20 protein-coding genes are annotated in these 25,757 nt (G+C 67.8%); 15 read left to right on the forward strand and 5 right to left on the reverse strand.

Going from position 1 to position 25,757, the window contains the following annotated elements:
- The first annotated feature begins 181 nt into the window (after nucleotides 1–181).
- Nucleotides 182–2,380, forward strand: a complete 2,199-nt coding sequence (locus H7A86_RS00885) for a TonB-dependent siderophore receptor (RefSeq protein ID WP_119130108.1) — start codon at nucleotides 182–184, stop codon at nucleotides 2,378–2,380.
- A 418-nt stretch (nucleotides 2,381–2,798) separates the two neighbouring features.
- On the opposite strand, the gene H7A86_RS00890 is transcribed toward H7A86_RS00885, so the two are convergent.
- From H7A86_RS00890 to H7A86_RS00900, 3 genes are all read right to left on the reverse strand, one after another.
- A complete protein-coding gene (locus H7A86_RS00890) occupies nucleotides 2,799–3,836 on the reverse strand; it encodes a patatin-like phospholipase family protein (RefSeq protein WP_119130109.1) in 1,038 nt (345 codons plus the stop codon).
- A gap of 424 nt (nucleotides 3,837–4,260) precedes the next feature.
- Complete coding sequence (locus tag H7A86_RS00895) at nucleotides 4,261–5,271, reverse strand: TIGR00266 family protein (RefSeq protein WP_119130110.1); 1,011 nt, start codon at nucleotides 5,269–5,271, stop codon at nucleotides 4,261–4,263.
- Between the two features lie 249 nt (nucleotides 5,272–5,520).
- Complete coding sequence (locus H7A86_RS00900; RefSeq protein WP_119130111.1) at nucleotides 5,521–6,366, reverse strand: ABC transporter ATP-binding protein; 846 nt, start codon at nucleotides 6,364–6,366, stop codon at nucleotides 5,521–5,523.
- Between the two features lie 153 nt (nucleotides 6,367–6,519).
- On the opposite strand from H7A86_RS00900, the gene H7A86_RS00905 reads away from it, so the two are divergent.
- The 4 genes from H7A86_RS00905 to H7A86_RS00920 are packed head-to-tail and all read left to right on the forward strand — an operon-like array spanning nucleotide 6,520 to nucleotide 10,371.
- Entirely contained in the window at nucleotides 6,520–7,725 is a 1,206-nt protein-coding gene (locus tag H7A86_RS00905) for a DesA family fatty acid desaturase (protein ID WP_104650437.1), read from the forward strand.
- A gap of 52 nt (nucleotides 7,726–7,777) precedes the next feature.
- Complete coding sequence (locus H7A86_RS00910) at nucleotides 7,778–8,116, forward strand: EF-hand domain-containing protein (RefSeq protein WP_104650422.1); 339 nt, start codon at nucleotides 7,778–7,780, stop codon at nucleotides 8,114–8,116.
- Nucleotides 8,117–8,164: 48 nt separating this feature from the next.
- Nucleotides 8,165–8,902, forward strand: coding sequence for an ATP-binding cassette domain-containing protein (locus H7A86_RS00915; RefSeq protein ID WP_119130112.1), 738 nt, complete (start codon nucleotides 8,165–8,167; stop codon nucleotides 8,900–8,902).
- On the forward strand, nucleotides 8,899–10,371 hold the full coding sequence (locus H7A86_RS00920) for an ABC transporter permease/substrate-binding protein (protein WP_119130113.1): 1,473 nt from the start codon (nucleotides 8,899–8,901) through the stop codon (nucleotides 10,369–10,371). Before H7A86_RS00915 ends, H7A86_RS00920 begins: the two co-directional genes overlap by 4 nt.
- A 120-nt stretch (nucleotides 10,372–10,491) precedes the next feature.
- Here H7A86_RS00920 and H7A86_RS00925 read toward each other — a convergent pair whose 3' ends face one another.
- Entirely contained in the window at nucleotides 10,492–11,673 is a 1,182-nt protein-coding gene (locus H7A86_RS00925) for an aminotransferase class V-fold PLP-dependent enzyme (RefSeq protein ID WP_119130114.1), read from the reverse strand.
- Between the two features lie 65 nt (nucleotides 11,674–11,738).
- Between H7A86_RS00925 and egtB the strand changes: the two genes are divergently transcribed.
- The 3 genes from egtB to H7A86_RS00940 are packed head-to-tail and all read left to right on the forward strand — an operon-like array spanning nucleotide 11,739 to nucleotide 14,296.
- Nucleotides 11,739–13,028: an ergothioneine biosynthesis protein EgtB gene (gene egtB / locus H7A86_RS00930; RefSeq protein WP_180707991.1), complete on the forward strand. Its 1,290-nt coding sequence runs from the start codon at nucleotides 11,739–11,741 to the stop codon at nucleotides 13,026–13,028.
- Complete coding sequence (gene egtD, locus H7A86_RS00935; protein WP_119130115.1) at nucleotides 13,025–14,011, forward strand: L-histidine N(alpha)-methyltransferase; 987 nt, start codon at nucleotides 13,025–13,027, stop codon at nucleotides 14,009–14,011. The genes egtB and egtD overlap by 4 nt, the downstream gene beginning before the upstream one ends.
- A 15-nt stretch (nucleotides 14,012–14,026) precedes the next feature.
- Nucleotides 14,027–14,296, forward strand: coding sequence for a DUF3253 domain-containing protein (locus H7A86_RS00940; RefSeq protein WP_119130116.1), 270 nt, complete (start codon nucleotides 14,027–14,029; stop codon nucleotides 14,294–14,296).
- A gap of 250 nt (nucleotides 14,297–14,546) precedes the next feature.
- On the opposite strand, the gene H7A86_RS00945 is transcribed toward H7A86_RS00940, so the two are convergent.
- Entirely contained in the window at nucleotides 14,547–18,254 is a 3,708-nt protein-coding gene (locus tag H7A86_RS00945) for an indolepyruvate ferredoxin oxidoreductase family protein (RefSeq protein ID WP_119130117.1), read from the reverse strand.
- Between the two features lie 194 nt (nucleotides 18,255–18,448).
- Here H7A86_RS00945 and H7A86_RS00950 point away from each other — a divergent pair, with 194 nt between their 5' ends.
- The 7 genes from H7A86_RS00950 (at nucleotide 18,449) to H7A86_RS00980 (ending at nucleotide 25,715) form a co-directional block, all read left to right on the forward strand.
- Nucleotides 18,449–19,087, forward strand: a complete 639-nt coding sequence (locus tag H7A86_RS00950) for a tetratricopeptide repeat protein (RefSeq protein WP_104650430.1) — start codon at nucleotides 18,449–18,451, stop codon at nucleotides 19,085–19,087.
- Nucleotides 19,088–19,783: 696 nt separating this feature from the next.
- Nucleotides 19,784–20,701, forward strand: a complete 918-nt coding sequence (locus tag H7A86_RS00955; protein WP_115046219.1) for an AEC family transporter — start codon at nucleotides 19,784–19,786, stop codon at nucleotides 20,699–20,701.
- Nucleotides 20,702–20,767: 66 nt separating this feature from the next.
- Complete coding sequence (locus tag H7A86_RS00960) at nucleotides 20,768–21,841, forward strand: hypothetical protein (protein WP_119130118.1); 1,074 nt, start codon at nucleotides 20,768–20,770, stop codon at nucleotides 21,839–21,841.
- A gap of 159 nt (nucleotides 21,842–22,000) precedes the next feature.
- A complete protein-coding gene (locus tag H7A86_RS00965) occupies nucleotides 22,001–22,633 on the forward strand; it encodes a ParA family protein (protein ID WP_104585765.1) in 633 nt (210 codons plus the stop codon).
- Between the two features lie 14 nt (nucleotides 22,634–22,647).
- Entirely contained in the window at nucleotides 22,648–23,124 is a 477-nt protein-coding gene (locus H7A86_RS00970) for a SixA phosphatase family protein (protein WP_016904234.1), read from the forward strand.
- Nucleotides 23,125–23,127: 3 nt separating this feature from the next.
- The gene (locus H7A86_RS00975; protein ID WP_119130120.1) at nucleotides 23,128–23,700 is read left to right on the forward strand and encodes a YceI family protein; all 573 of its coding nucleotides are present in this window, start codon (nucleotides 23,128–23,130) and stop codon (nucleotides 23,698–23,700) included.
- On the forward strand, nucleotides 23,697–25,715 hold the full coding sequence (locus tag H7A86_RS00980; RefSeq protein WP_119130122.1) for a phospholipase D family protein: 2,019 nt from the start codon (nucleotides 23,697–23,699) through the stop codon (nucleotides 25,713–25,715). Before H7A86_RS00975 ends, H7A86_RS00980 begins: the two co-directional genes overlap by 4 nt.
- Nucleotides 25,716–25,757: the final 42 nt, after the last annotated feature.

Here is a 25,757-nt window from a genome sequence, read left to right on the forward strand (position 1 = left end):
TCTCAAACGCAAACGATTTACATTTACGTAACATCCGGCGGCGTCCGGCATGTCTTCTCGTCGATCCGCCAGCCCGGCAGGGCCAGCCAGCTCGTCGCCCGAGTGGGACGCGCCGCGCATGCCTGCGCTTTCCTGCCCCGTGACGCCACGCGTCCCGCACCGATCGATGAGAAACCTTCCAATGCCCGCGATTTCCCCCCCTTTGGCCACGTTGTCCGCTGCCTTGCTGTGCGCGTTGGCGCTGACGCCCTGTGCTGCGCGTGCCGCCGATGCCGCCGATGCAAGCAACGCCAAGACGCTGGACCAGGTCAACGTCAACGGCGCGGTGAGCCGCGCACAGCCGGCCACCACCACGCGCCTGCCGCTGACCCTGCAGGAAACCCCGCAATCGGTGAGCGTGATCGGGCTGCAGCGGCTGGAAGAGCAATCGCTGTTCAGTATCGACGATGTGATGCGCAACGTCACCGGCGTCAACGTGTCGTTCTACGACACCCAGCGCCCGCTGTATTACGCACGCGGCTTCCAGATCACCGACTTCCAGGTCGATGGCCTGCCCACCTACAGCGGCGCGACCAACCAGGAATACGACACGGTCTTCTATGACCGCATCGAGGTGATCCGCGGCGCCAATGGCCTGCTCACCGGCGCCGGCATTCCCTCGGCCACGGTCAACCTGCTGCGCAAGCGCCCGGGCAAGGACTTCGATGCCTCGTTCGCGGTGAGCGCGGGCACCTGGGATTTCCGCCGCATGCAGGCCGATGTCAATGCGCCGCTGACCGACGACGGACGCTGGCGCAGCCGCGTGGTGGCGGCCTGGCAGGACCGCGACTATTACTACGACCGTTACCACGACAACAAGATGTCGGGCATGGCGGTGCTGGAAGGCGACCTGACCGACAGCACCACGCTCACTGTCGGGTATCAGCGCCAGGACAACACCCCCGTCGGCTCGACCTGGGGCACGGTGCCGTTCTTCGCTGCCGATGGGTCGCCGGCCAACCTGCCGCGTTCGACCAACATGGCGCCCACGTGGAGCCGCTGGCAGCGCGAGACCAGCACCGCCTTCGCCAACCTCGAGCAGCGCTTCGGCGAGAACTGGTTGCTGCGCGTCAACTACGCGCACACCAAGGGCGATGTGCAGAGCCTGCGCGCCTATGGCACCGGCTATCCGGCCGCCGATGGCAGCGGCATCTTCCTGCGCACTGCCGCCGGCGAAACCAGCGATGCGCGCGACGGCGTGGACGTGTACCTGTCTGGCGGTTTCTCCTTGTTCGGCCGCCAGCACGATGTGGTGGTCGGCGGCAGCTGGCAGGATCTGCAGTCGACCTCCTACGGCGTCGCGCAGACCTATCCCGATGACTGGGCCACCTGCGATGGCGAACGTTGCTATTTCATCCCCAACATCCGCAACTGGGATGGCGATATCTCCGAAGTGACCTATACGCGCAACGGCCGCCGCAGCGAAGCACGTACCACCCAGCGCGGCGTGTATGCCTCCACACGCTTCCGCCTGGCCGACCCGCTGTCGCTGATCGCCGGCGCCCGTCTGAGCTCCTGGGAAACCCGCACCCAGGCCTTCAGCACCAGCGGCGCTTACACCGGCACCAGCGGCCGCTACGAGGTGAGCGACGAAGTCACCCCGTACGTGGGGCTGGTCTATGACATCGTGCCGGACGTGTCGCTCTACGCCAGCTATACCGAAATCTTCAATCCGCAGAACTTCCGCGACAAGGACAACAACCTGCTCGCCCCGGTGGAAGGCTCCAACCTGGAGGCCGGCATCAAGGCGCAGGTGTTCGACGGTCATGCGATGGCCACCGCCGCCGTGTTCGAGGCCAAGCAGGACAACTTCGCCGTGCGCGACATGACCCAGCCGGAATCCTCGCTGCCGGACGGCAATTCGGCCTACATCGGCATCAACGGCACCAAGAGCCGTGGCTGGGAAATGGATGTCAACGGCGAGATCCTGCCCGGCTGGACCGTCAATGCCGGCTTTACCCATGTCAAGGTGACGCGCCCGCCCACCGATGCGATCTACGCCAACCTGCCCGAGGATTACCTGCAGCTGTCCACGCAGCTGCGCCTGCCCGGTGCCTGGGAGCGCCTGAGCATCGGCGGCGGCGTCAGCTGGCAGAGCGCGGTACGCGGCTTCAACATCGCGCGTCCCACCGGCGACGGCACCGGCGCCACCACGCCGGTGACGGTGGTGCAGAACGCGTATGCACTGGTGCACTTCAACGCCAACTACCGCATCAGCGATCAATGGACCGCCACGTTGGCGGTACGCAATGCCTTCGACAAGCGCTACTGGGCCAACCTGGATTACCAGAACTACGGCGAGCCGCGCTTTGTCAGCGTGTCGTTGCGTTGGCGCTATTGAGCCGTTGCCGTTGCCGATGATGCGGATGCTTTACCGGTAAGGCATCGCGGCCAGGGCCGCTCCTACACGAGCTGCCCTGGCCGCACCGTTGACCACTGCACCCGACGTCACCGTAGGAGCGGCCCCGGCCGCGACCCACCCGGCACGCCGTCAGTCCCCAAAACGCCGCACCTCGTAGGAGCGGCCCAGGCCGCGACCCACCGGCATGCCGTCAGTCCCCCAAAACGCCGCGCCCTCGTAGGAGCGGCCCCGGCCGCGACCCCGCCCGGCACATCGACACAGCAGCAATACCGCAGTCGCCCCACGCATCGGCGTAAAAGTGCGCATCGCAAACAGGCACGCCACACCCGCTCGCATGGCTCGCCTGGCCGTGCGTGGCACCCGCACTACTTCCGCATTTCCTCGCACTGCATCGGCCTCACGGCGCGACGCAGGCCTCGTCCTTGCCGCGCAGTTTCTGCCAGCGCGAGCGCTGTTCCAGACAGCGCCGATACGCGTCCGCCTTGGCGGCGGCAGCCTGCTCGGCGGCAGTACGCGTGGCGCTGCTGCGCTGCGCCTGCAACTGCGCGATCCTGGCGCGGATCTGCGGCATTGCCGCCATCGCGGCCCGTTCGCCTTCCAGGATGGCCGCACCACGCTGGTTGAAATCGGCCGAGCCGATGTCGCTGACCTTGGGGCGGATCACCACGTCGGCACGCTTGAGTTCGGCCTCGCCCAGGCGCTGGCCCATGATCGAGATCGACTGGTTGACGGTGCCGAGCAGGTCGCCGGGATTCTTGCCGCTGGCCTTGCTGGAGATGTCCACCGCCACCACGAATTCCGCGCCGAGCTGGCGCGCGGCGTCCACCGGTACCGGGCTGACCACGCCGCCGTCCACATAGTGGTATTGGCCGATGGTCACCGGCTCGAACACGCCGGGAATGCTGCTGGACGCGCGCACCGCCTGGCCGGCATTGCCGCGCACGAACACGGTGCGTTCGCCGTCTTCCAGCCGCGTGGCGACCGCCGCGAACGGCTTGCGCAACTTGTCGATCGGCTTGCCGCCCAGTTGCGCATTGACGTAGTCCTGCAGCTTCTGGCCCTGCACCAGGCCGCCGGAGAAGATCCGCACGTCGCGGATGCTGGTCTGGTCGAGCGCGACGGCCTTTTCCTGCATCTGGAACGCATCCATGCCGCTGGCATACAGCGCCCCGACCACGCTGCCGGCGCTGGTGCCCGACACCACCACCGGCGCAAAGCCGTTGGCTTCGAGCATCTTGATCACGCCGATATGCGCAAAGCCCTTGGCCGCGCCACCACCGAGCGCCACGCCGATCTTCACCGGCTTGGGCGCGCCGGCAGACGGCGTTTGCACGAGCGGCGCCGGTGCCGCCGGACGTGGCTCGCTGCCGCAGGCGCAAAGCAGGCCGAGCAAGGACATCAGGGCGAGAAGGCGGGGGCGGCGGAGCGCGGTCATGGCGGAAATGTCGATGGGAAAGGCGAGGGAGAATACACGCGTGCCATCACTGTGGCGCTGATGGTTGGCGTAAGTGGAGATTACTCAGAACGGCATCGTTTGCAGGCGTTGCACTCCTGGTCCCGGCAAGAAGGGCGAGCCGGTTCATTCGTGCGATGACCGCAGCCACCTGCACGCAGCACGGAACCAGAGCCCTCTCCCCGCGGGGCAAGAAGGCACTGCTTGCGCGCCATGGCGCACGTGCCTTGGAGCGCCCGCGCCGCAAGCGCGGGCCGCGCCGAGCGGGGGTGGGGTGAGGGTACGGAGCGATGCCACATGGGAATGCGACCGCAGCAGGCTTCGTCCGTTCCCTCATCCGGCGCTACGCGCCACCTTCTCCCGGCGGGAGAAGGGTGCCAGTACACCCGCCTGCCGCTTCACCCCATCAGAACCGGTTGTCCCCATCCAGCAACCGGCCCAGGCCGCCCAGCACAGAGCCTTCGCCGCGTTGCTGGCCGCCGGCCTGCGGGGCGGCCTGCAGCATGCGCCCGGCCATGCGCGAGAACGGCAGCGATTGCAGCCAGACCTTGCCGGGGCCGGTGAGGGTGGCCAGGAACACGCCTTCGCCGCCAAAGAACATGCTCTTCAGGCCGGCGACGCGGCGCACGTCCATGTCCACGCCGGCGTGATAGGCGACCACGCAGCCGGTATCCACATCGATGCGTTCGCCGGGGCCGAGCTCGCGTTCGACCACGGTGCCGCCAGCATGCACGAAGACCCAGCCGTCGCCTTCGAGCTTCTGCATGATGAAGCCCTCGCCGCCGAACAGGCCGGTGAGGATCTTGCGTTGAAACGCGATGCCCAACGACACCCCGCGCGCGCCGGCCAGGAAGCTGTCCTTCTGGCAGATCAGTTGCCCGCCATGCTCGGACAGGCGCAGCGCCAGCACCGTGCCCGGATAGGGCGCGGCGAATGCGACCCTGGCCTTGCCGCTGCCGGCATGGGTGAACACCGTGGTGAACATGCTCTCGCCGGTGACCACGCGCTTGCCCGCCGACAGTAGCTTGCCCATCAGCCCGCCGCCGCCGCTCTGGCCGGCATGCGAGCCGTCGCCGAACACGGTGTCCATCTGCACTGCGGCGTCCTTGTACATCAGCGCGCCGGCCTCGGCGATGGCGCTTTCACCCGGGTCCAGCTCGACCTCGACGAACTGCATGTCGTTGCCGACGATGCGGTAGTCGATCTCGTCGGCACGCCCGGCCGCGCCGGTCAGCGGGGGCGGCAGGCTGCCGCCGCCCTGCAGCTCGGCCAGCTGGCGGGCCGGCGTCCAGCCATCGAGTCCGTCGCGCCAGGCCAGCGCGTCGGGCTGGCGCTGGGCATACGCGCGGGCGCTGGCGTCGTCGAGTGGGCCGATGCGATCGGCCTGTCCGGGAACATGGAAATACCACTGGGCCATCGGGACGACTCCTGATCTGTGCGTGCGCCGAGTCTAAGCGCAGCCGCCGCGACCGCGTCCCGTGTCCAAGGTCATGCCGGGAGGGCGGTCAGGTGTGTTTGCCACCGGGCAGATATCCCACACATGCCGCTCAGGCCTGCATGCCGCCAGGGCGGTCGTGAGCAGGCAATCGCGTTGACGTGGGCCGGAGCGTGGCTGGCGCCTGCCTCCGACAACGCCGTCACGCTGACCGCCGCATTGGCCTCGCGCTTATTCCCCCACCGTCGCCCAGTAGCGCTCGCCGTCGCGCTGCACCCGCACCGGGCCGGCGAACACATCCGATAGGCTGGCATCGGTGAGCAGCGCATCGCGCGGACCGTCGGCCACCACGGTGCCGGCCCGCAACAGGATCACCCGCGCGATCTCCGGCACGATCTCCTCAATGTGATGGGTCACCAGGATCAGCGTGATGCCTTGCCGGGCCAGGTGGCGCATGGTGTCGAGCAGGTGCTGGCGCGCCACCAGGTCCAGGCCGGTGGACGGCTCGTCCAGCAGCAGCGCCTGCGGGCGGTTGACCAGTGCGCGCGCGATCAGCACGCGGCGGGTTTCGCCGGCCGACAGTTCGGCAAACTGCCGGTCCAGCAACGGCAGGGCGCGCGCCAGGGCCAATGCCTCACGTGCCCGCGCGCGCATGGCGTCGCTGATCTCGCGATGCGGCGGCACCACATAGCTGGCAAAGAAACCGGACAGCACCGCGCTTTCCACGTCCAGCCCCGGCATGTCGGCCAGGTTGACGCTGAGATCGCCGGTGACGATGCCCAGCTGCGAGCGCAGGCGATCCACCTGCCAACGCGTCTGCCCAAGCACCTTCACCGCCGCCTGGCCATCGGCGCGCACCAGCGGATACAGCTCGCGGGTGATCAGCTTGATGAAGGAGGATTTGCCGCAGCCATTGGGGCCGAGGATGGCGGTGTGCTGCCCCAGCGCGATGCGCAGGCTGAGCGCATGCAGCACACGCACCTGGCCGCGCATCACGCTGGCCTGGTCGAGCTCGATCAACGGGGTGGCGTTCGCAACAGCAGCAGGATCGGTGGACATCTGGGCAGTAACCGTCATACGGGTGACATCAGGCGCAGTGGGGAAAGGAGGCGTGTGAACCGCTTTAGGAATGTAGGGCGCACCCTACGCATCCGAAGGGTGAAGTTTGCCGCCATCGCCCCCATCATGTCTGCATCGACCCAACCCGATGGCGCCGCTGTGGAGATGCCGATGTTGTCCGACCCGATCATCGACGTTCTGACCTCCGGCGTGGCCGGGCTGGGCGTGTGGGGCATGCTGGCGGTGCTGCTGGTGTTCACCCAGCTCACCATCTTCGCGGTGACCCTGTACCTGCATCGCAGCCAGGCCCATCGTGGTGTGGATTTCCATCCGGTGGTGGCGCACTTCTTCCGCTTCTGGACCTGGCTGACCACCTCGATGATCACCCGCGAATGGGTGGCGATCCATCGCAAGCATCACGCCAAGGTCGAGACCGAGGAAGACCCGCACAGCCCGCAGACCAAGGGCATCGGCCAGGTGTTCTGGCGTGGCGTGGAGCTGTACCGCGAAGCGCGCGCGCAGCGTGCCGACATCGAGCAGTACGGCAAGGGCGCACCCACCGACTGGATCGAACGGCATCTGTACACCCCGCATGCCAATGCCGGCCCGATCGCGCTGCTGGTGATCAACGCGGTGCTGTTCGGTTTGCCCGGCATCGCGCTATGGGCGATCCAGATGGCGTGGATTCCGTTCTGGGCCGCCGGCGTGGTCAACGGCCTGGGCCACTGGTGGGGCTATCGCAATTTCGAATCGGCCGACACCTCCACCAACCTCACGCCGTGGGCGCTGTGGATCGGTGGCGAAGAGCTGCACAACAACCATCATGCGTTCCCGAGTTCGGCGCGGTTCTCGATGCGGCGCTGGGAGCTGGATATCGGCTGGGTCGCCATTCGCGGGCTGCAGGCGATCGGCCTGGCCAAGGTGCTGCGCGTGGCGCCGTCGCTGGACATCCGCCCCAACATCGCCGTGCCCGATGCCGACACGCTCAAGGCCTTGCTCTCGCATCGCTTCCAGGCCATGACCGACTACCAGCGCAATGTGTTCACCCCGGCGCTGCGCGAAGAGGCCGCAGCCACCGGCGCCAAGCTGCGGCAGTTGCTGCCGCGGCGCCTGCGCAAGGGCCTGGTCGATGACGGGCGTTGGCTCAAGCCCGATGCGCGTGCGCAATTGCAGCACTGGGTGGCCGAGCGCCCGCGCATGCGCACGCTGGTGGAGTACCGCGCACGCCTGACCGCCGTGCTGGAGGCGCGCAGCCACGATGCGTCCGAACGCCTCAAGCATCTGCAGCAGTGGTGCCACGAGGCCGAAGCCAGCGGCAATGCCGCCTTGCAGGCCTATGCGGCGCGGCTGAAGGGTTATGCGCTGAGTGGGTCGTGAGCATGGCGGCACGCGGGCTGATGTGCGTGCGCGCGGAGCGCGTGGTCCGGTCATGCGTAGCCTGCTGATGGCCTGTGGTGTGTGCGGGCCGGCCGTGTTCGCGCAGGCCCAGGCCCAGGTGCAGGACAGCCAGCAGTATCTGCAGCGCATGGATACCGATGGCGATGGCCGCGTCGGCCGCGATGAATACCTGGCGTGGATGAGCTACGCCTTCGATCAGCGCGACCTGGACCACGACGGCGTGTTGCAGGGTGACGAACTGCCTGGCCGACGCGGCAAGCCGATCACCCGCGCCGCGCATCGCGCCACGCTGATCGAGCGTTTTGCGCGGCAGGACGCCAACGGCGACGGCTACCTGAGCGCACGCGAATTGCTGGCGCCGCCGCGCTGATGCGCACCTTCGCGCGCGTCTGACGCTGCGTTCGGCAAGCTCGAGCGCATGTTCACTCTCGACCAGGTCAGCCGTCGTTACGGCCAGGCCATTGCCCTTGACGCGGTCTCGCTGCATTTCGCCAGCGGCATCACCACTGCCTTGATCGGCCCCAGCGGCGCCGGCAAGTCCACGGTGCTGCGGATGCTGGTCGGGCTGGAATGGCCGGACAGCGGCACGGTCGCCTTCGATGGTGCGCCGCTGCAACGCGCCAGCCTGCAGGCGCAGCGCCAGCGCATCGGCTATGTGATCCAGGAAGGCGGGCTGTTTCCGCATCTGGATGCACGCAGCAATGTGGTGTTGCTGGCGCAGACGCTGGGCTGGACGCGGCAACGCATCGATCAACGCCTGCAGACCTTGTGCGCGCTATGCCAGTTGCCGCCGGAGCTGCTGGCGCGTTATCCGGCCGAGCTCTCCGGTGGTCAACGCCAGCGCGTGGGCTTGATCCGTGCGCTGATGCTGGATCCACCGGCCTTGCTGCTGGACGAGCCGCTGGGCGCGCTCGACCCGATCGTGCGTTACGACCTGCAGGCGCAGATGCGCGCGCTATTCGCCCAGCTCGGCAAGACCGTGGTGCTGGTGACGCACGATGTTGCCGAAGCGGCCTACCTGGCCGACACCCTGGTACTGATGCGGGCCGGCCAGGTGGTGCAGCAGGGCAGTGCGCGCAGCCTGCTGGAACAGCCGGCCGATCCGTTCGTGCAGCGCTTTCTCACTGCGCAGCGCAGCATCGGCGACGCCGCATGAGCGGGCGCGTGCTGCTCGCCATTGCATTGCTGATCGGAAGCGTCGGTGCGCAGGCCACGCAGGTGACGATCGGCTCGAAGAACTTCACCGAGGCCGTGCTGCTGGGCGAGATCGCCACCGCCGCCGGGCAGCGCGACGGCGTGGACGTGCAACACCGCGCGCAGCTCGGTGGCACGCGCATCCTGTGGCGTGCGTTGGAGACCGGGCAGATCGACGCGTACGCCGAATACACCGGCACGCTGGCGCAGGAACTGCTGCAGCTGCCCAAGGCCAGCCAGGCCGAACTGCGCGCCGCACTGGACGCGCGCGGGCTGGCGATGACCGATTCGCTCGGCTTCCAGAACACCTATGCCTTCGGCATGCGCGTTGAACGTGCGCAGGCGCTCGGCATCGCCTCGATGTCGGATCTGGCGCGGCATCCATCGCTCACGATCGGCCTGAGCAACGAATTCATGCAGCGCGCCGATGGCTGGCCGGGCGTGCGCGCCGCGTATGCACTGCCGCAGACGGCGACCGGGCTGGATCACGATCTGGCGTATCGCGCGCTGCAGAGCGGGGCGATCGAGGTCACCGATCTGTACAGCACCGATGCGGAAATTCCGTATTACCGGTTGCAGGTGCTGCGCGACGACCGCCATTACTTTCCCGATTACCAGGCGGTGTTCCTGTATCGCAAGGACCTGGCGCAGCGCTCACCGGCGATGCTCAACGCATTGCAGGGGCTGCAGGGGCGCATCGACGAGGCGACCATGCAGCGGCTCAACGCGCAGGTGAAGCTGGAGCGTCAGTCCGAGGCGGCCGTGGCGGCGCGATGGCTGGGCGTGGCGCCCGCATCCGCAGACGACTCGCGCATCAGCCGCCTGCTGCGGCATACGCGCGAGCATCTGGCCCTGGTCGGCATCTCGTTGGGGTTTGCCTTGCTGATCGCGTTGCCGCTGGGCGTGCTGGCGGCGCGGCGGCCGCGGCTCGGGCAGGTGGTGCTCTCCCTGACTGGCGTGCTGCAGACCTTGCCGTCGCTGGCGGTGTTCGTCTTCATGATTCCGCTGTTCGGCATCGGCGCCAAACCGGCGATTGCCGCATTGTTTCTCTACAGCCTGCTGCCGATCGTTCGCAACACGCATGCCGGGCTGACCGCCATCCCGCGTGAGCTGCGCCAGACCGCCCAGGCGATCGGGCTGCCGGCGTGGACGCGCCTGTGGCGGGTGGAGCTGCCGCTGGCGCGTCGCACCATCGTGGCCGGCATCCAGACCGCGGCGGTGATCAACGTGGGCACCGCCACGCTGGGCGCCTTGATCGGCGCAGGCGGCTACGGCCAACCGATCCTCACCGGCATCCGCCTGGACGACATCGGCCTGATCCTGGAAGGCGCGATTCCCGCAGCGGTACTCGCGCTGGTCGTGCAGGCGGTGTTCGAAGGCCTGGAGCGCTGGGTCACGCCGCGCGGCTTGCGTCTCAGCCAACGCGCCTGACCACGTAGGAGCGGACCCGGCCGCGACGGGGCGTTATCGAGCGTTGTCAGGCGTTACCGGGATGATGCCATCTTTCGGTCACGCCCCGTCGCGGCCGGGTCCGCTCCTACGGGCGCTGCGTCATGGCTCTGGCAGCGCTGCGATCAGGGCTGAGAGCGCATCACCGGTGACACTCAGGTGCGGTGCGATACGTAGGCGTCCATGCCGCCGCGTGCAGATCGCCCCGCGTTCGCCGAATGCCGTTGCCACGGCCTCCAGCCGGTGTGCCGGCGGCTGCAGGGCGGTCAGATGCGGCGCGTGCGCGGGCGTGCCCCAGCTGCCCAGACCGCGTGCCTGCAGCGCCGCATCCCACTGCGCGGTGAGCGCGCCCAGCGCCTGCCCGATGCGCGCCGGGCGCCAGGCCGCCAACTGCTGCAATGCCGCCGTCGCCATCGCAATCCGCAACGGATCGGCAACCCCGCCGGCATCGAAGCGCCGCGCGCCGCTGCGGTAGGACGGTGCCTGGGCGACCGGGAATTCCCAACTGCTGCCGGCATCGCGGCCGATCCAGTGCTCCTCGATCGGCACGCCCCGCGCACGCCATTGCGGGGCCACCCATAGCCAGGCCAGTCCCATCGGCCCGAGCAGCCATTTGTGGCCGACGCTGACCACAAAATCCGGCCGCCAGCGCGGCAGCTCGGTGGGCAGCACGCCCAGGCTCTGGCTCAGGTCCAGCACCAGCGCCGCGCCGCGTGCGTGTACCGCGGCGCTGATGCGGTCCAGATCGAGCTGTCGTCCATCCAGCCAGTACGCATGCGGCAACGTCACGATGCGCAGCGCCGCGGTGTCGGCAATGGCCTGCAGTACCGCCTCGGTCAGGCCATCGCCACCGGCCGTGGACACCGCCACGATATGTGCACCGACCTCGGCACAGCGGCGTTGCCAGATCAGCAGGTTGGAAGGGAACTGGCCGTCCAGCAGCAACACCGCCTCGCCGCGTTGCAACGGCAGATTGCGCGCGGCGGTCGCCAGGCCGTGTGCGGCCGAGGGCAGCATCGCCACGCCGTCGGCATCGTCGTCGAACAGGCCGGCAGCGAGCGCACGCAAACGCTCGATGTCCTGCAGCCAGGCATCGAACGGCAGCCGCCACGGCGTGGCCAGTGCGTCCACCGCCTGATGCGCAACGGTGTGCACCGCGCGCAGCAGCGGGCCGCGCGAGGCGGCATCCAGATAGATGATGTCGCCAGGCAATGCAAATGCCTGCTGGCGATGTTCCCATGTGACGGGCGTGGGGAGCAGGCTGGACAAAGAAATTGAGGACATGGCAACAGCTTACCGCTGGCTGCCACGCTGCCGACACGGCGCGTTCACGTGCGGTCCTCAAGCATATGGCGATGTCTGCACTCTCACCTCTGCTGGGCCATCACCAGCAACGGCAGTTGACGCTGCTGGAACGCTACGCGCAGACCCGCGCGCTGAGCGATCGCCTCGCCGCACCCTTGAGCGCTGAAGACGCAATGGTGCAGAGCATGCCCGACGCCAGCCCCAGCAAGTGGCATCTGGCGCATACCACCTGGTTTTTCGAACGCTTCGTGCTGCAGGCCGATCCGGCCTACCGCGTGTTCGACCCGGCCTGGGATTTCCTGTTCAACAGCTACTACCAGAGCGTGGGCCCGATGCATGCGCGCGCGCGCCGCGGGGTGTTGTCGCGGCCGTCGTTGCAGCAGGTGCGCGACTACCGGGCCGCAGTCGATACGCAGATGCAGCAGCGCCTGGGTGATGGGACGTTGGATGCGCAGGCTTGCACCATCGTGCAACTCGGCATCCAGCACGAGCAGCAGCACCAGGAATTGCTGTTGACCGACATCAAGCATGCGCTGTGGAGCAACCCGCTGCAGCCGGCGTATCGCGATGCGCCGGCTCCGCCTGCTGCCGTCGCCAGCACGCTGCGCTGGCAGGCGCGCGACGAGCAGATCGTGGAGATCGGTGCGGCCGCATGGCCGCAGGCCGATGCCTTCGCCTACGACAACGAGTCGCCGCGTCACCGCGTGCTGGTCGGCGCGCATGCGTTGGCGCATCGGGTGGTCAGCAACGCCGAGTTCCAGCAGTTCATCGACGCCGGAGGCTACCGCAGTGCCGGTGCCTGGCTCAGCGATGGCTGGGCGATGGTGCAGGCGCAGGGCTGGCAGCACCCGTTGTATTGGGATGCGGACGGGCGCGAGTTCACCCTGGATGGCTGGCGCCCGCGCGATGCGCATGCGCCGGTATGCCACCTGAGCCTGTTCGAAGCCGATGCGTTCGCGCGCTGGGCCGGCGCGCGCCTGCCCACCGAGGCCGAGTGGGAACAGGCCGCCACCGGTGTGCCGGTGCAGGGCAATTTCGTCGATAGCGACACCTTGCATCCGCGCGGTGCCGACGCGGTGGATACCGGCCTGCAGCAGTTGTTCGGCGATGTCTGGGAATGGACCGGCAGCGCCTACCTGCCGTATCCCGGCTTTGCGCCGTGGCCCGGGTCGCTGGGCGAATACAACGGCAAGTTCATGAATGCGCAATGGGTGCTGCGCGGTGGCAGCTGTGCCACCCCGGCCAGCCATGTCCGCGCCAGTTACCGCAACTTCTTTCCCTCCGATGCGCGTTGGCAGTTTGCCGGCGTGCGCCTTGCCAAGGATCTGCCTTGAACGCCGCCGCCCACGCCATGCAACGCGCGCACGCCGCGCTGACCGACCTGCGCCCGCAACCGGACGACATCACCGCCGACGCGCTGGCCGGCCTGTCGCAAACGCCCAAGACGCTGCCGTCGAAGTATTTCTACGATGCACGCGGCTCGCAGTTGTTCGAGGCGATCACCCGGCAGCCGGAGTACTACCTCACCGGCACCGAACTGACGTTGCTGGAGGCCAGCATGCCGGCGATCGCGCAGGCGATCGGCGCCGGCGTGCACGTGGTCGAATACGGCAGCGGCAGCGGGCGCAAGACCGAGTTGCTGCTGCAGGGGCTGCGCGATGTGGTGGCCTACACGCCGCTGGAAATCTCGCGCACCGCCTTGCTCGACAGCACCGCGCGGCTGGCGCAGCAGTTTCCGCAAATCCAGATGCTGCCGGTGTGCACCGACTTCACCAAGCCGCTGCAGCTGCCGCAGGCGCAGCGCCCGGCGCGCCGGCATCTGGTGTTCTTCCCCGGTTCCACGCTGGGCAATTTCACCGACGCTGCCGCCATCGAGTTGCTGGATGCGATGCGCCAGACCATGGGCAGCGACGGATGCGCCTTGATCGGCATCGACCTGGACAAGGATGCCGGCCTGATCGAGGCCGCCTACAACGATGCGGCCGGCGTCACGGCCGAGTTCACCTTGAACCTGCTGGCGCGGCTCAACCGCGAGATCGGCAGCGACTTCGATCTGGACGGCTTCCGCCACCATGCGGTGTACGCGCGCGAACGTGGCCGTATCGAAACCTTCCTGATCAGCCAGCGCGCACAGCGCGTGCAGGTGGGCGGCAAGGAATTCGAATTTGCCGACGGCGAAGCGATGCAGGTCGAATACAGCTACAAGTACACCGACGCACGCTTTGCCGAACTCGCCGCTGCCGCCGGGTTGAAGGTCACCCACGGCTGGAACGATGCCAAGGACTGGTTCGGCCTGCGCGTGTTGCGTCCGCTCTGATCTCGCGCGCCTGGCGTGCAAGGAATCGATGACGGACAGATCGCCGCGACCATGCGCGCGCTGCTGGCGCGCCGGCTGCCGCAGCAGTCGATCTGCCCGTCCGAAGTCGCCCGCGCGCTCAGCGGGGACGAGAACCGCTGGCGTGCGCTGATGCCGCAGGTACGCGCCGTTGCTGCCGATCTGGCCCGCAAGGACGTGGTACGGGTCACCCAGCGCGGCGACGTGGTCGATCTGGGCACGGTGCGTGGCCCGGTCCGTCTGATACGTGGTCGGCATTTCGAATGACGCGCGCTGCTCTGCGTGTGCATGACTGCTGGCGCTCGGCAGACGATGATGCCGAGCGGTGCACCGACAGCGCATCGACCCGGTAGGTGCTGACCGCTGCCGTGCATAAACGCGATGCTGTGCCGCAGCGGCGCCGGCGCGATCTCCCAGCCCCACCACAGGAGCCTGTCGCTACTGCACTGCCGGCAAGCGTCAGCCGATCCGCGCGCAAGGTTCCAGCGCTGCAACGCGGACCTGGCCGCCCTGTCGTCTAGGCCGCCTGCACCACATGCAAGGCCTTGGGATTGCGCCACTGCGCCAGCAGCACGGCTTGGCGTGCCTTGGCTTCCTCCAGGTGCGCGTGCTTGATATGCCCATAGCCACGGATATGCTCGGGAATGCTGGCGATCTGCGCCGCCAGGCCGACGTTGTCGGCATCCAGCCGTTCCAGCAGCGTGTCCACTGTCGCCACGTAATCGGCAATCAGCTGACGCTCGCCACGCCGTTCGGCGCTGTAGCCGAACACATCGAGCTTGCCGCCGCGCAGGAATCTCAGCCGCGCCAACAGCTTGAACGCAGTGAACATCCACGGCCCGTATTCGCGCTTGATCGCATGGCCGTGCGCATCCTTCCTGGCCAACAGCGGCGGTGCCAGGTGGAAGCGCAGCGTGTAGTCGCCTTCGAACTGCTGCTGCAGCCGGCGCTGGAAGTCGCCGCGCGTGTACAGGCGCGCCACTTCGTATTCGTCCTTGTAGGCCATCAGCTTGAAGGCATAGCGCGCTACAGCTTCGGTCAAGGCAGTGCTGCCGGGCGCGCGTTGGGCCTCTTGCGCACGCACGCGCTCCACCAGCGCGAGATAGCGCTGCGCGTAGGCAGCGTCTTGATAGTCGGTCAGGAACGCGATGCGGCGCGTAATCGCCTCGTCCAAGGACTGCGCCAGCTGCTCATCGTCAAGCGGATGCACCGGCGCATCGACATCGCCATGCAGCGTGCTGCCATCGGTCCGCGCCAATGCACGCGGCGCGCTCTGTCCGCCGAGATCGTGGTCTTCCCAGCTGCCGGGCGCACGCGCGGCCGGCGTGTCGCCGTGCAGGTGCACAGACGTGTCAGCCGTGGTCAGGCCGGCAGCGCGTTGCACCGCCGGCAGATCCACCGCCGCCAGCCGCCCCCACGCAAACGCCTGCTGGTTCATCGCCACCGCCGCGCCATTGAGCTCGATCGCGCGCATCAAGGCCGCATGCGACAGCGGCACCAGCCCGTGCTGCCAGGCATAGCCGAGCACGAACAGGTTGCTGGCGATCGCATCGCCCAGCAGCGCGGTCGCCAGTTGCGTGGCATCCAGCAACAGCGGTTCCTGGCCGCCCAGGGCGGTGCGCACGCCGGCGATGATCTCGGCGGCGGGGAACTGCAGATCCGGCTGGGTGGTGAAGTTGCCCGGCATCGCTTCGTAGGTGTTGAGCACCACATGGGTGCGGCCGTCGCGCACCTTGGACAGGGCCCAGTAATCGTTGACCACCACCATGTCGCAGCCCAGCACCAGGTCCGCTTCGCCGGCGGCGATGCGCACCGCGTGGATATCGGCCGGCCGGCGCGCGATGCGGATATGCGTGGTCACCGCGCCGCCCTTCTGCGCCAGCCCGGTCTGGTCCAGCACCGTGGCACCCTTGCCTTCCAGATGCCCGGCCATGCCGAGCAGCGCACCGATGGTCACCACGCCGGTGCCGCCGACGCCGGTGATCAGGATGTTCCAGGGCTGTTCCAGCGTGGTGCGTTGCGGCGGCGCGGGCAGGTTGTCCAGCAATGCGCTGGCATCGCGCTGCTTGCCCTTGCGCGGTGCACCGCCATGCACGGTGACAAAGCTCGGGCAAAAGCCCGACACGCAGGAATAATCCTTGTTGCAGTTGGATTGGTCGATCTGCCGCTTGCGGCCGAATTCGGTGTCCTTGGGCAAGACCGACACGCAGAAACTCTTTTCGCCGCAATCGCCGCAGCCCTCGCACACCAGCGAATTGATCATCACGCGCTTGGGCGGGTCGATCAGCTTGCCGCGCTTGCGGCGGCGGCGCTTTTCGGTGGCGCAGGTCTGGTCGTAGATCAGGATCGACACGCCCTTGATCGTGCGCAGATGCTGCTGCACCGCATCCAGCTCGCTGCGGTCGTGAAACGCCACGTCGCTGGGGAAGCGCTCGCGCCGGCGCGTCCATTTGCCGATGTCGTCGCTGACCACGATGATCGCGTGGATGCCTTCGGCGCGCAGCTGGTGCGCGATGTCCGGCACGGTGAGCGTGCCGTCCACCGGCTGGCCGCCGGTCATCGCCACCGCATCGTTGTAGAGGATCTTGTAGGTGATGTTGACGCCGGTGGCCACCGACTGCCGGATCGCCAGCGAGCCGCTGTGGAAATAGGTGCCATCGCCCAGGTTCTGGAACACGTGCGGCGTCTCGGTGAACGGTGCCTGCCCCGACCAGGTGACGCCTTCGCCGCCCATATGGGTGAAGGTGTCGGTGGAGCGGTTCATCCAGGTCACCATGTAATGGCAACCGATCCCGCCCAGCGCACGCGCGCCTTCCGGCACCGCGGTGGAGGTGTTGTGCGGGCAACCGGAGCAGTAATGCGGCACGCGCGGGAACAGCGCACGCGGCAAGGCCATTTCGGCTTCCTTGGTCTCCATCCAGCGCAGCCGTTGTTCGATCGACTCGGTCATCGCGCTGGAGGGCAGCGCAAAGCGCTGGATGCGCTTGCCGATCACTGCCGCGATCGTGGCCGGGGTCAGCTCGCCAGTGGAGGGCAGGATCCATTCGCCCTGCTCGTCGTACTTGCCAACGATGCTCGGCCGCGCACCGGCGCTGGCCGGCCAGTTGTAGAACAGCTCCTTCATCTGGCGCTCGATGAAGGCCTTCTTCTCCTCCACCACCACGATGTCGTCGAGCCCACGCGCAAACGCGCTGATGCCCACCGGCTCCAGCGGCCAGGTCATGCCGACCTTGTACACGCGGATGCCGATCTGCGCGCAGGCCTGCGCGTCCAGGCCCAGGTATTCCAGCGCCTGCAGCACGTCCAGGTAGCTCTTGCCGGTGGTGACGATGCCCAGCCGCGCATGCGGCGAATCCAGCACCACTTTGTCGATCCGGTTGGCGCGTGCGAAGGCCTGTGCGGCGGCAATCGCATAGCGATGCAGGCGCATTTCCTGGTCCACCGGCGGGTCCGGCCAGCGAATGCTCAAGCCGCCCGGCGGCAGCGCGAAGTCCTCCGGCAGCACGATGCTGCGTGCGAACGGATCCACGTCCACCGAGGCGGAAGATTCCACCGTCTCGGCGATGGTCTTGAAGCCGACCCAGCGCCCGGTATAGCGGCTCATCGCCCAGCCGAGCAGGCCCATGTCCAGGATGTCCTGCACCCCGGCCGGGTTGAGGATCGGCATCATCGCGCTGACGAATTCCTCTTCCGAGCCGTGCGGCAGGGTCGAGCTGCGGCAGGCATGGTCGTCGGCGGCCAGTGCCAGCACGCCGCCATGCGGCGAGGTACCGGCGGCGTTGCCGTGCTTGAACACATCGCCGCTGCGGTCCACGCCCGGGCCCTTGCCGTACCACATGCCGTAGACGCCCTGCACCTTGGCGCCGGGGAACAGGTTGGTCTGCTGGGTGCCCCAGACCATGGTGGCGGCCAGGTCTTCGTTGAGGCCAGGGGTGAAGGTCACCCTGGCCGCGTCCAGATGCTTGCGCGCACGCCACAGTTCCAGATCGAAGCCGCCCAGCGGGCTGCCGCGATAGCCGCTGACAAAGCCGGCAGTGGCAAGGCCGGCGGCATCATCGCGCAGGCGTTGCATCAACGGCAGCCGTACCAGTGCCTGCACGCCGGACAAGTAGATGCGCCCGTCGGCGCGCGTGTACTTGTGCTCCAGCGTGTAATCCGCATCGACCTGGCCGAGCTCCGGCGTGTTGGCAGCGTCGGGAGAAGAGAGTGCAGCGGTACTGGTCATGGCGTGCCCGGAAAGGGTGGCTGGGACCCGGCGCGTGTCATCTGAAACCGGATGACACGCCCGACGGATTCCAAAACGGCGGCCCAAAGTGTAGCAGTCGCCTTTCACGCTCCCGTTGCATGCGGATGCGCAGCCGCCGCGCTGCGGTTACGATGGGAACGGGAAGGGTCGTTTGCTGTCAGGGGATAAAGCCAGTGAAAAGGAAATACGCATGGGCCGCGATGTTGGCCTTGCTCGGGGGCGTGTGGTCGATGGCGCAGGCGCAGAACCTGCCCAAGCCCAAGGAGTTCTATTTCGACGAAGATCGCGGTACCACCAAGGCGGTGGTGGCCGTGCAGGGGCAGGGCGATGCAGTGATCGACCGTTTGGCGGCGATGGTGCAGCGTGACGCCCGCGCTGCCGAACCGCGCGCGCAGCTGGCGTCGCTGGCCTATGCGGGGGGACGCACGCAGTTGGGCGACGAGCTCTATCAGGGCGCCCTGGGGCTGGTCTCCAGTGGCAGCCAGCAGTACCGCGCCATCACCTGGAACTACGGCTGGGATCTGTTGCGCGCCGACCAGGCCGACAAGGCCTTGCAGCAGTGGGCCACCCTGGCCAACGGCCGCCCGGCCGCGCCGGCCTGGCTGCCGACCACTGCGGCATTGGCGCTATGGCGCACCGGGCGCAAGCAGGAAGCGGTCGAGTGGTATGCCGCCGCTGTGCGCACCTGGCCGGATCGCTGGAGCAGCACCGCCGGCTACGCCACCCTGCTGCCGGACTGGCGCGAGGCCGAACGCGCCACGCTGGCCGAGGTTTTTGCCGCATGGCAGGCGAACCCGCCGGCATTTCCGTAACTCGGCGGGCGTGCTGCGGAAAGCCCTTGCAGCGCGCCGCTGTATCACCTCTCGAGTCGTTTTGCGGCCGGCACCAGCAGGCCAACGCGACTTGCGGTTGGCCTGTGCGGGCAGGTCAGTCGTACAGCGGATGATCTGCGGCCTGGCTGCAGGGGCCCTTGCCCGCCCACCATCGCGGGACACGCCGCAAGTACGTCCTTGTAGGCTCTTACGCGGCATCCATGCCGCGTAAGGTCCCGCGACGGTGAGCGGGCAAGGACCAGTCGGGAGGGTCGGTCTTTTGAGGCAGTCGTCCGTGCGATGGCTCAATCGTAGAGCGGTTGATCTGCGGCTTTGCTGCAGGGCCCTTGCCCGCCCACCATCGCGGGACACGCCGCACGTACGTCCTTGTAAGCTCTTACGCGGCATCCATGCCGCGTAAGGTCCCGCGACGGTGGGCGGGCAAGGACCAGTCGAGATGGTCGGTGCACATGGTTAAGAGTAGTGCGTGATTCGCGTTGTTCGATAGTGATGGGCCGGATCCTAGAAGCGGCAAGCCTCGACATGCCTGTCGCCAGGCGTTGAGCGAACGATCTGCGCCACGCATAGGCATGCTCGCCGATTTAGCCCGTCGTCGATCCAGCCCGTCGCTGATCAAGGCACGACACGTCCACTATGCGATCCTGAGCGTCGCTCTCCCACGGACCTGACCACGCCATGGCAGTGGATGCATTTGCGTTGATTCTGGCGATGCTGGGGCTCGGCCTGCTGTTCGCGCGCCTGCGGGTGTTGCCGGACAACAGCGCCGATGTGCTCAATCGCATCGTGTTGTACATCTGCCTGCCGGCTTCGGTGCTGACCTATGTGCCGCGTCTGCATCTGGATGCCTCGCTCGGTGGCGTGATCGCCACGCCGTGGCTGCTGACCGCACTCATCGTGCCGCTGCTGTGGGGCTGCAGCCGGCTGTTGCGGTTCAAGCGCGAGGAATACGCCGCGCTGCTGATGTGCGTGGTGTTCACCAATTCCAGCTTCATCGGCTTTCCGATGGTGCGCGCGTTGATCGGCGATCACGCCCTGCCGTATGCGGTGGTCTACGACCAGTTCGGCACCTTCGTGCTGCTGTCCACGTTCGGGCTGTACGTGCTGGCCCGCTACAGCGGCGACACGCCGCCGACTGCACGGCTGATCCTGGTGCGCGTGCTGCGGTTTCCGCCGCTGTGGGCGTTGCTGTTCGCGCTGACGGTGATGCCGGAACAGCCGCCGGCCTGGATCGGCTCGGGCTTGAAGAGCCTGGCCGACGCGATGCTGCCGCTGGTGATGTTGGCGGTGGGCTTCTCGCTGCAGTTGCGCCTGCCTGCGGACGAGCTCAAGCCGCTGGCCGTCGGCCTGGTCTTCAAGCTGGCCGTGATGCCGGTGCTGGCATTGCCGCTGTCCTGGGCGCTCGGCCTGCATGGCGCGATGCTGCAGACCAACGTGCTCGAATCGGCCATGCCCACCATGATCACCGCCGCCGCGCTGGCCATCTCGCACCGGCTGGCGCCGCGCCTGGCCGCGGCGATGGTCGGCTACAGCATCCTGCTGTCGCTGCTGACCCTGCCGGCATGGGCCTGGCTGTTGGCGCGCCTGGCCGCTTGATGCGGCTCACCCCGTGTGAAATGCTGGCGCGCACCATTGCGCGCGCCACACGGACAGGAGCAACACATGCACGGATATCGCTTGATCACCACGGCGCTGCTATGGCTTGGCGGCGTCTTCGCGGCGCAGTCCGCTCTGGCGGCATCGCCCGCCACCCCACCGGTTCCGGCGGATGATCCGCTGATGACTCACTGGGTGAGCCAGGTCGGCCAGACCATGCAGGCACGCCTGCGCAGCATGGCGGCCAGCGGCGAGCCCAGGCAGCTGTATCTGGCCGGTCTGCTGTGGATCGATGCCGAGGACGAGGCAGTGTCGGCCGCAGACGGAGGCTATGCACCCATCCAGCGCGCCTGGCTGCAGCGTGCCCTGGACGCGCGGCCGCGCGACCGGTTGGTGGCGCGGATGGAAGCGGTCGGTTGTGCCCCCGGATTGCGCTGCGACCCAGGCGCCGCGCGGGCGTTCCTGGAGCAGACCGATGCCGGCAATGCCGCCGTGCATCTGCGCGCCTATGCGGCTGCACAGCGCCGCGGCGACCAGGCGGCCGCCGAACGCGCCTGGCAGGCGGCCGTGCAGTCCGATCATTTCGACAGCGGTGTGCTGGAGCTGGGCCAGGCCCTTTATGCCGTCTACGACGGCGTGCAATGGCCATCGCTGGCCTCGGTCAGCTTGCGCGAGCGACTCGACGCCCAAGGGTTTCCGTCCACGGGCGCCGGCATGGCGGCGATGTTCGTGATCAGTACCTGGTCTGCACATGCACTCCCCGCGCTCGGCGATCTGATGCAGCGCTGCAACCCCGGTGCCACCACGCCCGCGTTACGCGACGAGTGCATGGTCGTGCTGAACAACGTGGCCAACGACGAGTCCACCCTGACCACGGCCGTGATCGGCACCAAGGGCATGGCCGCACTGAGCAGCGGCGCCGACGCCACCCGCTGGCAGGCGCGGATGCGGGAGCTGCAGTGGCTGCAGCAGCAACAGCAGCGCAGCGCACCCTCGGTCGATGCGCAGGTTGCCGCACTGGATGCGATCCTGACGCAGGGCGAAGTGCCGGCGTTGCGCGCGCGCCTGCAGCGTCAAGGCCTTGCCGCGCAACCGCCGGCGGACTGGCAGCCGGGCGCCGCGAGCAGCCAGCCCCGCTGATCCGCTGATCCGCGTGGTCGTTGCATGCGGCAGCGGCCACGTTCTGGGGCCGATGTTGCAGCGCGATGGCGCCTGCCGAGGGACGTTTAACGCCTTTCGACTACTTCCTCACTTCGTCGCGGTGTACGCTGCCGGCTTGCTCCCGGAAGCGAGGCGTGCATGAAGACAGTCCTGGTGGCCGCCTCCAAAGGCGGCGTCGGCAAGACCACGATCGCCACCAATCTGGCCGCACATGCGGCCCTGCAGGGCCAGCGCACCGTGCTGGCCGACGCCGATCCGCAAGGCTCGTCCACGCGTTGGGCGCAGCGTCGCGCCAGCCTGGAAAGTGCGGTGCTGCCGATCGATGCCACCCGCCGTCGCAACTGGCAGGCCGCGGTGCCCGACGGCACCGACCAGCTGATCATCGATGCCCCGGCCGGTGCAATGGCCGATGATCTGAGCGGCTTCCTCGACCATGTCGACGCCATCGTGGTGCCGGTGCTGTCCTCGGCGCTGGATATCGAAGCGGTGGTCGGCTTCCTCAACACGCTGGCCAAGGTGCCGCGCGTGCATCAGCGCAAGCTGCCGGTGGGCCTGGTGCTCAACCGCGCCCGCCCCTGGACCCAGACCTCGCAGCAAGCTGCCGAGATGATCGGCGCCTGGCCCTATCCCCTGGTGGCCCAGCTGCGCGACACCCAGGCCTATGTGGTCATGGCCGGGCTGGGACGCAGCCTGTTCGATTACCGCTCGGCGCAGGTGCGCGACCATCAACAGGATTGGGAGCCGCTGTTCAAGTGGCTCAAGAAATCCTAGACCGGAGTGTTTTCATGCGCGAACTGATACTGCTGCGACACGCCCACGCCGAGCCGGCCGATACCGGCCAGGCCGATCTGGACCGCCCGCTGTCCCCGCACGGCATCGCCGAGGCCGAATCGGCCGGCCGCTGGCTGCGCGAGCAGCGCCTGGTGCCCGACCGCGTGCTGTGCTCGCCGGCGCGGCGTGCGCGCGAGACGCTGGAAGCGGTGCTGGAGCTCACCGGTTATATCGAACAACGCCTGGACGAACGGATCTACGACGCCACCCCCGGCACCCTGGCCAGCCTGGTGGACGAACACCGCGATGCCGAGCGGCTGCTGCTGGTCGGCCACAACCCCGGCCTGGAACGGCTGGCGGCGCTGATGCACAGCGGCCAGACCGGCGACTACCGCGGCATGCCGACCGCCGCGATCGCCCTGCTGGCACTGCCACTGGACGCGGCCATCGAACCAGGCATCGCCCGCCTGACCGCCTTCTGGTGGCCTTGATCCGTGCCATCGTCGCTGCGCTGGTTTGCCTGGCTCGCGCTCTGGGTCGCTCTTCCCTGCGTGGCGCAGCAGAAGCTGCATTCCATCGATCCGGTGCAATCGCGCTTCGGGTTCGAGATCAGGACGCGCTTCGGCATGAAGATCGAGGGGTTCTTCCCGCGCTTTCGGGGTGAACTGGCGGAATTGCCGGACGGACGCCAGCAGGTGCGTTTCCGTCTGGATGCCACGCAGGTGGAAATTCCCGGCAAGGATCGCTACACGGCGTGGATGCGCGGCGAGGATTTTTTCGACGTCGCGCAGTATCCGGTGGTGGAATTCGAGTCGCGTCCCTACGCCGAGGAGGTGGTGAAGACGGGCGGTGACATCACCGGCAACCTGACCATTCGCGGAATCACCCACGTCGAGACCCTGCATGTGGTGCCGGCTGAATGCGCGCGGCCGGGCTATGATTGCGATGTGATCAGTCGAGGTACGGTCCTGCGTGGACGTTACGGAATGAATGCGTGGCAGATGGCCCTGGGCGACAGGGTGACGTTCATTCTGCGTGGGCGGCTGCAGGAGGCGCGGCGCCCGTGAGGTTCCTGTTGAGGGCGATTGTGCTGGCAACGCTGTTGCTCGGCACCGGATGTGCCGGCCTGTCACAAATCGAACGCAACCGTGCCGCCGGGCTGGCCGCCGCCGCCCGCAGCACCGTTGTCAGCTGCACGCAGGCCAATCGTTGCGCCCAGCCCTCGCCGCTGCGCGCGCTGGGTGGCGAGGCGATCACCGCCTCCACGCCGGCCGTGCCGCGGCATTACGCCACCATCGTCGACCATGGCGAAGAATCGCTGGTGGCGCGGCTCAACCTGATCCGCAGTGCCACCCGCAGCATCGACCTGCAGACCTACATCTTCGACAAGGACGACAGCGCGCGCATGGTGCTGGATGCGCTGACCGATGCGGCGCAGCGCGGGGTCAAGGTGCGCATCCTGATCGATCAGCTCTCGGCGATTGCCGATCTGCAGATTCTCGGTGCGCTGGCCAGCACCCATGAAAACCTGCAGCTACGCATCTACAACCCGACCTTCGGCAAGGTCAAGCTCAATTACTTCGACTATGCCGGCAGCGTGGTCTGCTGCTTCCGTCGCTTCAACCAGCGCATGCACAACAAGCTGCTGGTGGTGGACGACGTGCTCGGCGTGGTCGGCGGGCGCAATTACCAGGACGACTATTACGACTGGGACAGCGAGTACAACTTCCGCGACCGCGACGTGATCCTGGCCGGGCCGGAAGTGCGTGCGATGGCGGCCAACTTCGACGCGTTCTGGCACGCGCGCCGCAGCGTGCCGGCCGAGCGTCTGAACGATGTCGGTCGCCTGCTGCTGGAACAGGGCGCACCGAAGATGCCGCCAGCCACGTTCCGCCGCCCCGAGCGGGTGGAACGGGTCGACCAGGAGGCGCGCGATCCGCAGTTCGTGCGCGAGGCGTTCGTGGCCCCGGCCATGCCGGTGCAGCGCGTGCTGTATGTGGCCGACCTGCCGCAGAAGCACCGCAAGGAACACACCGCCAAGGCGGTATCCACCGCGCCCGAGCTGGACGGCCTGATCGCCAACGCGCAGCAGGAAGTGCTGCTGCAGACGCCCTACCTGGTGCTGTCCGACCAGGCCCAGGCAATCTTCCGCGCACTGCGCCAGCGCCCGCAGCCGCCACGCATCGTGGTGTCCACCAACAGCCTGGCCGCCACCGACAACCCGATCGTGTATGCGCTGTCGTACAAGTTCAAACGCCGCAACATGCGCGAGCTGGGCTTCAACGTCTACGAGTTCAAGCCGTTCCCGCTGAATGCACCGGTGGACTACGCCAACCTGGTGCCCGATCCGTTCAACCCGGAGGCGGCCGAGCCGGCCGACGACGATAGTCGCGTCAATCGGGTGATCGGCGGCAGTGCGGCCGGCAATGCGATGCGGGGCAGTGGCGGTGGTGGTGGCACGGCCGGCAGCGCAATCCGCGGCAGCGGGGGCGGCGCGGGCCGCGCGCCCGGCGGCAGCGAGGTCGATCGGCGCGTGCTGCGCACCGAGACGCGGCCGTCGTTCCTGGGCACGCGCGCGGTCAACAAGCCGCTGCCGGTGACCCGTGCCGGTGCGCGCATGGGCCTGCATGCCAAGTCGTTGGTGGTGGACCGCCGCATCGGCGTGATCGGCACGCACAACTTCGATCCGCGCAGCGAGAACTACAACACCGAAGCGGCGGTGGTGATCGACGATGCGCGCTTTGCGCAGGCGCTGGCGGCCAGCATCGCGCGCGACATGGCGCCGGAAAACGCCTGGACCGTGGCCCCGCGCGAAAAGCCGCCGGTGCTGAGCGGATTGAACTACAGCGTGGGCAAGGTGTCCGAAGCCTTGCCGGTGCTGGATTTCTGGCCCTGGCGCTACGCCACCAACTACGAGTTCCAGCCGGGGCCGGGTTGCCCGTTCCCGCTCAAGCGCCAGGACCCGCAGTTCCGGAAGTGCTATGTGGCGGTAGGCGATTTCCCCGAGGTCAACGTCGGCCCGAAGTGGCTGCTGGTGCGGATGCTGACCGCCTTCGGTGCGGGACTGGTGCCGATCCTCTGATCGCAGCGGCGCCGGTCCCGGCGCCGGCATCGAGACGGCGCG

Origin of the sequence: Xanthomonas euroxanthea (genome assembly GCF_903989455.1) — a bacterium.
GTDB classification, from domain to species: Bacteria; Pseudomonadota; Gammaproteobacteria; order Xanthomonadales; family Xanthomonadaceae; genus Xanthomonas; species Xanthomonas euroxanthea.